This is a genomic window from Lysinibacillus boronitolerans JCM 21713 = 10a = NBRC 103108, assembly GCF_000772935.1.
GTDB lineage: Bacteria > Bacillota > Bacilli > Bacillales_A > Planococcaceae > Lysinibacillus > Lysinibacillus boronitolerans.
Genome location: NZ_JPVR01000049.1, coordinates 14,518 through 27,255 on the forward strand (window position 1 = coordinate 14,518; position 12,738 = coordinate 27,255).

At 39.2% G+C, this 12,738-nt stretch carries 8 protein-coding genes; all 8 read left to right on the top strand.

Annotated features, from left to right (window positions below; translation table 11 throughout):
- The first annotated feature begins 7 nt into the window (after positions 1 to 7).
- Positions 8 to 2,656, top strand: coding sequence for an acetate and sugar kinases/Hsc70/actin family protein (locus tag CD31_RS00955; protein ID WP_036075047.1), 2,649 nt, complete (start codon positions 8 to 10; stop codon positions 2,654 to 2,656).
- A 42-nt stretch (positions 2,657 to 2,698) separates the two neighbouring features.
- Complete coding sequence (locus CD31_RS00960) at positions 2,699 to 3,472, top strand: hypothetical protein (protein WP_036075048.1); 774 nt, start codon at positions 2,699 to 2,701, stop codon at positions 3,470 to 3,472.
- Positions 3,473 to 3,546: 74 nt separating this feature from the next.
- Positions 3,547 to 4,188: a hypothetical protein gene (locus tag CD31_RS00965; protein WP_036075050.1), complete on the top strand. Its 642-nt coding sequence runs from the start codon at positions 3,547 to 3,549 to the stop codon at positions 4,186 to 4,188.
- The gene (locus CD31_RS00970; protein WP_036075052.1) at positions 4,188 to 5,699 is read left to right on the top strand and encodes a phage baseplate assembly protein V; all 1,512 of its coding nucleotides are present in this window, start codon (positions 4,188 to 4,190) and stop codon (positions 5,697 to 5,699) included. The genes CD31_RS00965 and CD31_RS00970 overlap by 1 nt, the downstream gene beginning before the upstream one ends.
- A gap of 15 nt (positions 5,700 to 5,714) precedes the next feature.
- Positions 5,715 to 6,812, top strand: a complete 1,098-nt coding sequence (locus CD31_RS00975) for a pentapeptide repeat-containing protein (RefSeq protein ID WP_036075053.1) — start codon at positions 5,715 to 5,717, stop codon at positions 6,810 to 6,812.
- 50 nt (positions 6,813 to 6,862) lie between these two features.
- Positions 6,863 to 7,360, top strand: a complete 498-nt coding sequence (locus CD31_RS00980) for a hypothetical protein (protein ID WP_036075054.1) — start codon at positions 6,863 to 6,865, stop codon at positions 7,358 to 7,360.
- 70 nt (positions 7,361 to 7,430) lie between these two features.
- Positions 7,431 to 7,829 carry a DUF4280 domain-containing protein gene (locus CD31_RS00985; protein ID WP_036075055.1) on the top strand — a complete coding sequence of 133 codons (399 nt, stop codon included), beginning with the start codon at positions 7,431 to 7,433 and terminating at the stop codon, positions 7,827 to 7,829.
- Positions 7,830 to 7,859: 30 nt separating this feature from the next.
- On the top strand, positions 7,860 to 12,738 hold a 4,879-nt coding region (locus CD31_RS00990), incomplete at its 3' end, for a DUF6531 domain-containing protein (RefSeq protein WP_036075056.1).

Genomic DNA, 12,738 nt, shown 5'->3' on the forward strand with positions numbered 1-12,738 from the left:
ATTCGTAATGACGACTAAATATTCATATAAACTGTATGCGAATAAGCGTTATACAGAAAAAAAGTTTATGACCTATACACGAGTAGAATTAATGGAAATGACAACCTTCCAGCTGAGGAATATTTGTTATAAGGAAAAACTTGTGACAGGGCTTATTAATACATTAACCAGAGACGAGTTAATCGACAAAATTTTACGATATCGTGGCGCTGAAGAAAACCCTCTAATTAAAGAAAGTAAGGATGGGGGATTCGAAAGAGTAGAAGCGGCTGTGCAGCAGTATTTAAAAACACCACTGTCTGACAATGGTGAGATAAAAATTCCTGCCAAAATGAGCTTATATAGCGGTATGAAAATTGATAAGCCAGATCAGTATTTCGTAGAAACAGGAGGATTTCTAGTTGAATCCAATGTACTGCTAGTCAATGAGCAGCTAGATCTTTGCGGCATCCTTCATGTTATAAAAGACGATCAGCAGCCAAACAAGTACTATTTTGCGGCAGATGAGGCACTAGAAATTCGAAAGACTAACAATAAAAACTACAGCTTTATATTTTTAAGAAAGCAAGATTCTGAGTATATCTATAAGACTTACTATCAGGAGACCCCACTTCCGCCTACAAACCTTCACTACTATAAGGTTCCAATACCAGATTTAGAGATTAAACAGCTGGAAACAACCGATGCGATTCTTGCCATTGATTTTGGAACTACCAATACAACGGCTGGTGTTTACTTAGAAAGTGATTATGTCTCTTCTCCTTGTAGCCATGACCTATTAAATGACAGAATTCAGCTAAATAGCATTAATTTTGTCCAGTTTCCAGATCCGCTTCACCAAAATGAATGGATCGAAGTAGTGCCGACAGTCATGACAGTGGCAGATTGCTCAAATCAAGATCAAGTGAGCTATTACTATGGCTATGAAGCGTTAAAAATGATGAAAAAAAATAGCTACACTTCATTGGCAACGAAATTCCAAGGCATTAAACGCTGGGTTAGTAATTATGCCAAATTGGAAGAGATAATGGATGCGAACGGAAATACAGCACTTGTTCCGCGAAGTCAGATATTAAGAGAGTTTATGCTTTATATTATTCAAATGGCAGAGCATCAATTTAAATGTCGCTTCAAGCATTTACATATTTCCAGTCCTGTAAAGCTGAAAAATCAATTTTTAGATATGTTTCAGACAATTTTACCTGAATACAACATCGAAACAGAACATGCTCTCGATGAAGGGATGGCGGTTCTTTATAATACAATCGCCAATCAAATAGAGAATAATAGCTTCTTGGATGGGAAGGAATATAAGGCACTGGTCATTGATTGTGGTGGTGGAACAACCGACCTTTCCTCCTGTAAGTTTCGAATAGAGGATGGACATATTTCATACAAAATTGATATTCATACAACCTATGAAAATGGAGATACCAATTTTGGGGGCAACAATATTACCTATCGTATTTTCCAATTTATGAAGATTGTCTTTGCCAATTACTATAGTCGGGGAAAAAGTGCTTATGATATTGATGCACTCATTGATATTCCAGGCAAGGATATTTATCGATATGTAGACGATCATGGGGTTGACGAGGTATACAAACAATTTGAAAAAGCCTTTTCAGATGCTGAGTATATCATTCCAACTCGCTTTAAGGAATATGAAAATCGCACACGTGATGAATACTTACGTGTCCGAAATAATTATTATTTCTTATGGGAAATGGCAGAGGAAATGAAGAAGGAATTTTTCCGTAAAACAGGCATTTTAAGAAGCCGCTTTTATTCGGACAGTGATATGCAGCACGATAGCGATTTAAATGTGACAGCAGTAGATCGATGGTGCCTATCTCTGCTTGAAAACAATCAATTTAAGGAAGTTTATGATTATCCAAATGTCTTTTTCAACATAAAAGAAATTAATCATCTTATCAAGGCTGATATTTATGATATTGTGCGTGAGTTTTTAGAGGAATTTTATGAGAGTGGTCTTTTGGGCGAATACTCTATTATTAAATTAACTGGACAGTCCTGTAAGATTGATGCATTTCGTGAGGCTTTAAAAGAATTTGTACCCGGACGAAGCATTGAATTTAGGCAAAAAGCTGAAAATATTGGTAAAGTGCCAGAATTAAAGCTTGCTTGCCTTAGAGGAGCACTGCGCTATTTAAATGCGAAAAAGATAGGCATGATTGAAACAAAAGTGACAAATCATGCTCCTGTTGTACCTTATGCTGTAAGTGCCTTTACACATAATCGCCAGGAAAAATTACTTATTAGTAGCTTAGAAAGGCTAAACCAAATTCATGGTACTATTTCCCGTCCATGGGGTGTAACAGAGGTGGAGTTTTTCCTAACTGGCAGTGACAATCAGTCATCCTATAAATACACTTACTTTAATCGTCCTGAGAATTTTAAGCCTGTTCTTTATGAAAATATTGCGGCAAACTATTACGATAAAATTCCACAAGACGAGACGGATTCTATCATGAATGGCGAAGTGAAATTCTTTGTTTTTGCAGGCGAAGATCATTGGGGCTTTCATGTGGTGCCAGTAGCACGAAAAGACGAACAGCTGTTTATTGGAAAGAAGGAATTCTTCGCCTTTGAAGCTGATTTATCGGAACTAGATTTCTTTGACGGATTAAAGTAGAGCAAGCTCACGTGATAAAAAAGAAAAGAGGTGGGTGACAGCTTGTTTGCTAATCAATATCCACATTTTCATAAAGGTCGCATTTTAAAGCGAGAAATGCTGGAGAATTTGCGAGATTACCCAAGAGATTTTTTAGATTTATATTTTCAAGATTATTCAAACGGCATCATTGCTGGTGTCCATATTATTGTAGCGGATACACGTCTTATCATTACAAAAGGCATTATTAAGCATAAAGGAAGGCTCTATATGCTAGATAGTAGCTATGAGCTTCCTTATGAAGCTACAGGAAGTGAAACGATTTTAAAAGTGCGATTTGCTGAAGAAGCAAATGACTTAGACTTTAGCAATTACAGAACAGAGATTGTCTTAGACGATTCGTTAGAGCTTGCTCATAATGAACTAGAATTAGCGCGCTTTAAATTAAAATTAGGTGCCAAATTACGCTCACAGCATACCGATTTTTTCGACTTTGCGACAGAATATAATACTGTTAATTATCTTCATTGTCAGTATGCAGGGCTAGAAAAAAGCACCTACCATCCACTCATTTTGCAATACTTTTCGCGAGAGCTTTTAAAAAATCGACCCACTAATCCGTATGATATTGCCTTTGCCTTAGAGTGCTTAAATCAGGAGAGAGTGCAACGAGATGTAATTGATTTCTATATTTGCAACCGGCTAGAGTTGGACTATCAATCTTTATCTAATAGCCAAATTCATAAATATTTAAATCGCATTTTGTTGGAATCTAAGGGCAGTAGTCGGATGAAAGGGGTCGGTCAAGGGCGACCTAAGCGCATGATAGTTGATTAATAGTCTACTAGTGAATTAAGAGGTTGGCTAGTTAGAGGAAGATAAGAAATACGAATAACAAAGGAGGGGAAAAAATGAATTTCATGGATGAAGAAGTCATTGAGATGACGAAGCATGCAAGGCAGAAGAAACGACTGGAGAACATTGAAAACCAATTGTTACATACTGACATCGTTCAAGCCATTAAAGAAGGCCAGCTAATGATTGAAGATGAAATGATTGAATTTGCAGAGAGTAGTTTTTATGAGGACCAAATTCGGATGTTTATCCCTACAGCTTTTGAAGAGATGGAACCTGAATTAATGGATATTAAATATCCATCAAGCCGTAGACCCGATTATATCTACACAAGTGAAAGTACATCTATTAACATCACGATGAAAATGATGGAGCAACAGATTCAAGAAGAGGAATTAGAAGATTTCACACATACGATGATGAATATCCTTCGAAAATTACAGCCAGATGCTGATATGTTAGATATTGGCATAAAAGAAGTGGATGGTCGTCAAATCGGCTATTTTGATTTCATTACGAAGGCTCTAGACTCTAAAATTTACAATTTAATGTTTTTGTTTATGGTAGGCGATAATGTAGCAACAGGCTCGGTCAATTGCTTGAAATCAGAAATGCCTATTTGGCAACCCATTGCATACGGCATGATGGAATCAATCTCAATCGAAAACAAATCATTAGATGGAGAAGGTGTTGTTTGATGGAGCGAGTAAATAAGGAAACAGCTTTAACGTATAAAGATATGGTTGTGATGCCCTATAATATCCGCGTTAGTGAAATCGAAATTACACAACAAATGAACGAGCATGCAACATTGCGTTTAACAGGCGTGATTCCAGATGAACTTGAAGATTCCTACGTCTATATGACAGATGCAGAAACAGCCATTGAAGTATTACAAATTGGTAGCAATGGACAATCCACACCTATATTTAATGGGCTTGCGTTAGATGTCCAAGTGAAAATGGTTATGGGTACGTATTATTTGGAGGTTAAAGCCGTTTCACATACGTATAAGTTAGATGTGAAGAAGAAAAATCAAACATATCAAAATGCAAGCATGCCCTATAGTGAATTAATCAATGTATGTATTGCCGATCAACCAGGCGCGGATTTTATGGACCATGTCACAAAGGGGGCTAGTCTTGGTAGCTTCACGATGCAATATTTAGAGACCGATTGGGAATTTCTTAAGCGAATGGCATCGAGATTTCATACAGGCTTGGTGCCAGATACCATTCATGGGGCGGCAAAGTTCTACTTCGGTGTACCGTTTCAACCGGGTAACACACCAAAAATGGATGCCCTTAATTACCGAGTTAAAAAAGCAATCGGCAACTTCCTAATCTCTAGTAAAAATCATCTCGATAGCATTACGGATAGTGACTACATGTACTATGAGGTGGAGTCGACTCAATCATTCAAAATAGGTAATGAAGTTACTTTCCAATCAATGAAATTGTATGTTTATAAAATTGTCTCAAAGCTAAAAAATGGTTTATTAAAGCATATCTATACGTTAACACCACAAAATGGCTTTAGTGTTCACACGACTTACAATCAAGCTATTATTGGTGCCTCTATTCAAGGAAAAGTAATTGATGTGGCTGGGGACAAAATTCGTATTCATGTCAATTTTGATGAGGGGCAAGAAAAGGACACGGCCTATTGGTTTCCATATTCAACAATCTATGCATCGGAAGATAATACAGGATGGTATTTTATGCCTGAGTTATCTGACAACGTTAGAATTTATTTCCCAAGCAATCGTGAGGATGAAGGGATTGCCATTAGCTCCGTATCAAAAGCACCTCCCCAATCTGGAGCAATGTTAGCAGCAACGAATCCTACTAGTCAAGATGGTGGTGGGCAATCAGGTGCTACAGCGCCAGAAGATAGTCGCCAAGACCCGATGCGAATGGCTGACCCAGATGTGAAAACACTGAGAACGAAGCATGGGAAACAAATTCTACTAGCTCCTGATCGGATTGTCATTTCTGGTGGGGGATTAATGATTTCACTTATGGATGATAATGGTATTTCAATCATAAGTGATAAAAATATTAACTTAAAAGCAACAGATAAAGTCGTCATCAATGCGAAGCAAATTATGATTAATGCAAATGAGAAAATTGAGATGACGTGTAAAGATAATTCCATCAAGATGGAAGACAAAATGGAAATTAAGGGAACGGAAGTACGAGCAAATTAGTGAGGAAGTGGATGCATGAAACGAGAAGAAGCATTACAGCATTTTATGGATGAATGCGTGTCAGTTCATGTCAGCCGATTGCAAGTTAAAGTTGTTCGACGGTTTCGCCAAAACAAGGAACTTTTGCTACAGCCAATCATTCACTCCCTTGAACAGTTGTTTGCGAATATTAGAGAGCAGCAAGGGCAGGGAAGATTAGCATCTGTTGCTTTTATTCATTTTTCATTGCTAAGAACGTCTTTGCTAGAAAACAAGTTTACGTATTTGCTAGAAGCCTATGGAGAAGCTTGGTATTACGAATGGACAGAATGCACGGCACAGTATGAAGCGGATTGGCTAAGTGAGGCAATTACAGAGTTACAAACAATACTTGAAAAAGAAAGAAAACCCTATCTCAGCATTCAAGCAGCGGACGTTCGAGTCATTATTCAGCAGACAGTTATCCTATTTCATCACTTTATCATTCAATTGATACGCTATCTCTTTCGCTATCAAAAAGAATGCGTACCAAAAATCAATTTTCAACGAACAGCGTGCTTACGTTTTCGTGTCGGTGAATATAAAGGGTTCAGTGAAGATGTTGCAATCATCGACGAACGGGAACGTGAGGAGAAGAACCTTCTTTTATGGTTAGAGAACAAAGAGACCGACCAATCGTATACGTTTGAAAACTTCTCGAACCTTCCCTTACAGCAGAAAGATTTCAATCAGCTGGACTTCTCCTATGCGAATTTCAAAGAGAGTAATTTAGAAGGCTCCTCATGGAAACACAGTGTATGCATCGGTACTAGTTTTCAACAGTGTAGATTAGCCAATGCTGATTTTTCATATGCAGCCATTCAAGATGCTGATTTTCGACAGGCTAATTTAGCAGGCGCGAATTTTACTCATGCGCAGGGAAAAACGCTAAGGCTTTCCAATTATGAAGTTGCGAGCTATCTTGGCACAGATTTCAGTAATGCGAATTTAGAAAATGCAAGATTTGAGTTTGCGCAGATGGCAGGTGCCAATTTTACAGGTGCCAATCTTAAAGGTGCAACCTTCTTTAAACGCGATCAAGAAAAGTATCTATTCAGCCCAGAACAGATAAAAGACATTCATTGGATTCATTAACTTTGTACAAAAGTGATGAAGGGAAGCAATGGTGGTTACAGGAGGAAAAGATGGAGTATTTTATTCTTCGACAAGATCAAAGTATTACTAATCCAATTATTCCTATGAAGACAGACCTCGATGATGATTTTGTCTGTTCGTCTGTTTTTGGAGAAGTGATAGAAAAAGAGAATGCACTCTATTTGGATTATTTAGAAAAGCCTCGGAGAATCGTGTCTGAACAATTAAAAAAGTTATTAGTAAAATACGAGGATAACTTAGCATTTACGGCCATTGTTTTTACGGATGTTATGAAAGGAACACAGCGCATCTATTGGCTTTTGGACATTGTGAAAAAGCATTGTATTTCACATGAAACGACGTATTATCCAGACGGACGCATAAAGGAGCTTGTGATTAACCCCAAAAGTGTGGAATTGGATTGTATTTTTCAGGTTGATGGCAAAAGGGAATCTTTTACCATCGTTAATTTGGATGTGGCAGAAAGTCTCTTAAGGCGATCATTTCTTGGAATTCAGCTACAGCGAGTAAAGCTAGAGAAACGATAAATTATGAAACACTGTAGCTACAGTGTAAACGCGAAAATGATCACAAATAATCTGAAGGGAAGGATAGCAAATGGCTCAAGTTGTAGAAAATTTGGAGACAGAGGGTTCGGGACAAGAGCAATTTAGTTATGTGGTACATGGAGCAATCATTTCCTGTGAGCATGGTAGCCATCTGAATTATTTAAATTTACCACAGGATCATGGCGTTTATATAAAAGGCAAAGCCGTTATGAATGTAGGCGATCGAAACCCTGAAAATATCCCAACCTTTGGTGTTTGCTTGAAATTAAAAAAGCCGTGTACGCCAGCATGTTCCATCGACTGGATGGAAGGGATGGAAAATGTCAATATCGAGGGGAAGCAAGCGCTATTAAACCGTTGTCATACGCAATGCTCTGCAGGCGGAGGCAAAATCGATATAGTTCATGATGGACAAGAGGATTTGGAAATACCAAAACAAGGTTTTTAAAAAAATAAATTGCTTGAAAGGAGGTAAGCAATGACAACGCTAGAAAAAAAAGAAGTCCACATGATTAGTACGTATGAGGATCTTGTGCTTGAATGGCCTTATCCTCTTATTCATTTAGATAAACTAACCATTAAACATAAAGGCAATGACCATGCGAGATTGTACTTTACAGGAATGATTGCTGAAGAGCAAGCACAAAAGTATATTCAAAGGGTCAGTCATACTGATGAAGTGGTTGTGAAATTTGGACGAGAGCAAGGTATTTTGTTTTCAGGACGAATCGAAAATGCAGAGTTACAGGCTGTTCAAGGTGTGCATTATGTCTTAGTTGAAGCGGTATCGTTTACAGCAAACATGGATATTGAGAAACGCTCCCGGTCTTTCCAAGATGCGACTATGACGTATGTAGAGTTAATGAATCATATTGTGGGAGCCTACCCTCAGGGTGATTACATCGACCATGCTTCTAATAGCCAAGCCATTGGTCATATTTCCATTCAATACTTAGAAACAGATTGGGCATTTATTAAAAGAATGGCCTCAAATCTAAATGCGGTTGTTTTCCCAGATTTAAAAGGAAAAGGGCCGCGATTTTGGTTGGGTACACCGCAAAGTAGGAAAAGCATATCAATCGACCATTTACCTTCCACATTACGAATGGATATCGATACGTATCGGCTGATTACTGAAAACGATGGCACTGATGTAAGCGAAATCGATTATACTTTTTGTGAGTTTGAAAGCACAGAGGCCTATGAGCTAGGCACTACAGTCCAATTAAAAGGAAGATCCTATGTTATTACGGCTCGGGAAGTCTGTCTTGAGGGTGGTGTCTTAACGTTTCACTATACTGCCCAACCAGAGAAAAGTATTCGCCAGCGATTGGTACGCAATTTAGATCTTATTGGGGCAGCTTTTACAGGAAAGATCATCGATGTCACACAGAACACGGTGAAAATTCATTTGGATATCGATAAAAAACAGGATAAAGCAAAGGCCCATTGGTTTGCTTATTCTGCCGATGCGAATGGGGTTATGTATTTAATGCCTCAAATAGGAGCACGTGCCCAATTACATTTTCCGAGTGCAGTGGAAGAAGAGGCTATCGTTATTAGCTCTGTCCGGGTTGACCCAGTCACACCTGAGGGTAGTCAAAAGCAGACGAAGAAAATGGCGGACACGACCGTTAAATCATTAGCGACCAATGCTGGGAAAGATGTGACATTAGGTGTTGGGGATATTACCTTTAGTGCAGTAGATGGGGTATTGGATTTAAAGATGGATGATGGAGAAGGTGTAACATTTCTTAGTAACAGTACCATCATGCTTGCAGCGGACGAAACACTTGACATTAGCGGTATGAAAGAGCTATCTGTAGAGGCGGAAGAGTGGATTGCCATTTCAGCAAAGGAGCAAAGTCATGTAATCCTTGCTGCTGACACACAGTTAATTAGTACACTTATTGATCAGGAAGGTACAGAGAAGAAAAGCCAACCTCCGAAGTTAAATGAAGAAGCAATCGAAGCTACGTCGAAAGTTGACGTCATTTTCCCCCAAAAGGCAGAGGTGAAAAAAGAGAAAAAAGGCTTTTTTAGTAGTTTATTAGATGGTGTAAGTTTGGCACTGGATGTAGCTGGATTCATTCCTGGTATAGGGACAATTGCAGATATTGCGAATGCAGGTATTAGTTTAGCTCGGGGAGACTATATGGGCGCAGCCATGAACTTAGTGGGGGCGGTTCCAATAGTTGGTGATGCAGCAAAAACAGCATACAAGGCCAAGAAAGCAGCAAAAGTGGCAGAGGCAGCGAGTAAAACGGCAAAGGCTGCGGATAAGGCAGTTGATGCCTCAAAAGCAGTTAAAGGGATGAAAGCAGCTTACACAAAAGTATCCAAGACGCTAGATACCGTATCAGCGGTAGCCAACAAGGGCTCAAAGAGCGTCAAGACAGCAGCAGATAAAGTCATCGCCTCCATGGACGAAGTGCTAGCTGTTTCGAAGGCAGTAGACGGTATGAAAGCAATGGCCAAAACAGAGCTAACGAAATTTAACCATGGGGTATTAAAGAAATTTAATTGTACAAAAGGGTTAAGTGATAAATTCTGTAAAAAAGGCTTTGAACCTGTTGATTTAATTACAGGACGAATGATATATGAAGGTGTAGACTTTGAGCTACCTGGACCAATCCCTCTTTCATGGGAACGAGCTTGGTACAGTGATAGTAGCCGGGTTGGCTTGTCAGGTCATGGTATGCACTTTATCTACGATCTTGCCTTAGAGATATTTGAGGAAGAAGACCTGATTGGGATTGTAGTAACAGATGGTCGTGCAGTTGGGTTTCCAATTTTACCAATAAATTTGCCATATTTTAATAAAAAAGAAAGAATGACCCTGATAAATACGGGGGAAGAGTATCATTTGTTTGAGCATGATACACGATTAATTTATGCATTCGAACAAGTAACAGCAACAACATACCGATTAAAAGAAGTAAAAAATGAGCAAGAGCACAATCTTCAATTTGTTTATAACAATAAAGGTTTCCTATCTCAAGTAACAGATAGCGTTGGCAGAATTCTAGATGTTACGACCAATGAGGCAGGAAGAATGACAGAAGTTGCCTTACGTAATCAGAACAATCGTGAAGTATTGGTGCGCTATGTTTATAATGATGTTCAGGATCTAATCGAAATTCAAGATGCATTAGGTCAGAGCACGCATATAACCTATGTGAATCACTTAATGATGCAAAAAATCGACCGCAATAAAAATAGCTTCTTCTGGCGCTACGATGGCCCAACAACAGGGGCAAGAGTAATCAAAACATGGGGAGATGGCAATGTTCTAGCAGGTGAGCTTGCCTATTTCGACGGCTATAATGAAATCACTAATAGTTTAGGACATACAAGCTATTACTATTTTAATAAAGATAACTTGTGTACGAAAATTGTCTATCCAGATGGCAGTGAAGTCAGCTATGAATATAATGAGGACTTTGAATTACTCCAAGAAGTAGATGAAGATGGCCGCACAACAACATTCAGCTATGATGAATGGGCAAATCCGGTAACCATCACTCTTACAGATGGCAGTACATTATCCTCACAGTATGATACTAAGGATAGGCTCATTCAAGCAGTTAACGCAGAGGGCGGAAGTCGTCAGTGGATCTATAATGAAGACGGTACATTGCAGGCAATTATGTTAGAAGACGGTACAAAGACTGAATTTTCCTATAATGAGCATCGTTTAATTGACACAGTGACAAATGCGCAAGGTCATATGGTAAGCTTAGCGTATGATGCAGATTTGAACTTGAGCCAAGTGACATTACCAGACGGGACAAGCTCCACTTGGACATATGACCGCCGAGGTAACTGCATTAGTACAACCAATCCATTAGGGGCGACAGAGAAGTTCCGTTACGATCACTTGAATCGCCTTGTTCGTGCAAATCTTTCAGATGGTAACGATGTGCAATTACAGTACAATGCCTATGACGATATTATTTTTGCGAAGGATAACCATACGCAAGTTGCCTTTGATTACACGATTCTTGGTAGCCTAACGTCTCGAAAACAAGGTGGTAAGAAAGTACAATTCACTTATGATACAGAGGAGCAATTAACCGCTGTGATCAATGAAAGAGGCGAAGCATATACGTTTGAACGTGATACGAAAGGTCATATCATCAAGGAAATCGGCTTTGATGATATGGAAAAAACGTATGAGCGAAGTCCAGCAGGATTGGTTCAGCGCATCCAACGTCCAGGAAATCGTTGGACAGCGTATCAGCATGATGATCTAGGGAATGTCATACGATCAGACTACTATGATGGCACATGGGAAACGTTTGCCTATGACAAAAACGGCTCGCTAAAAGAAACGGAAAACGACCATGTAACCGTCAAACTAGAACGAGACCTGTCCGGCCAAGTCATCAAGGAGTGGCAAAATGACCAGTGGATTGCCAGTAGCTATGACGAGTTAGGCAATCGCTCCCAAATAACAAGCAGCCTCGGTGCCAAAATCGATGTCATGCGTAATGAGCTGGGCAATATCTTACAAATGACTGCCTCTCGCTCCGAGCAAGGCCAGTGGACAGCCTCGATGCAATACAATGAACTCGGGCAAGAGATTGAGCGAATCCTGCCAGGGGATGTCATCAGTAAATGGCAATATGATATCACAGGTAGACCAACACACCATCGCGTATGTAGTCAAAGCCGAAATACGCGAAGACGTGTGTATAATTGGGATGTGAATCACCAATTACGCAGCATGGTCAATGAGCTAACCGGTGTAAAAGTAACGTATGGTTACGACGAATTCAGTAACCTCGTCTGGGCCAATCAAGATAGTAAATTTGATTTCTTATACCGTAGCGTCGATGATGTCGGCAATCTATATGAAACAAAAGACAAAAAAGATCGTGTTTATGGTGCTGGCAGTAGATTACTAGCAACACAAGATGCCCAATTCTCTTATGATGAAGAAGGAAATCTCATAGAGAAAGTCGAAAAGAATGGAGATACGTGGAAGTACGAGTATTATGGCAATGGCATGTTGTCGAAGGTCATTAAGCCAGATCATACGGAAGTTACTTTCAAGTATGATGCTCTAGGTAGACGGATAGAGAAGCGTTCTGAGGATAAGGCAACGCATTTTGTATGGGATGGCAATACGATTCTGCATGAGTACTCCACACAGAATGTTGTAGATACTTTAGACAATCTGAATTCTTCACAGACTGATACCGCTATAGCAGATAATCTAGTTACATGGGTGTTTAATGAAGGGTTTGTCCCTTCTGCAAAGATTACGAGTGAAGGTCATTATAGTATTATTAGTGATTATCTTGGAACACCTGTTGAGGCATATGACGAAGAGGGTAATAGGGTTTGGTCTG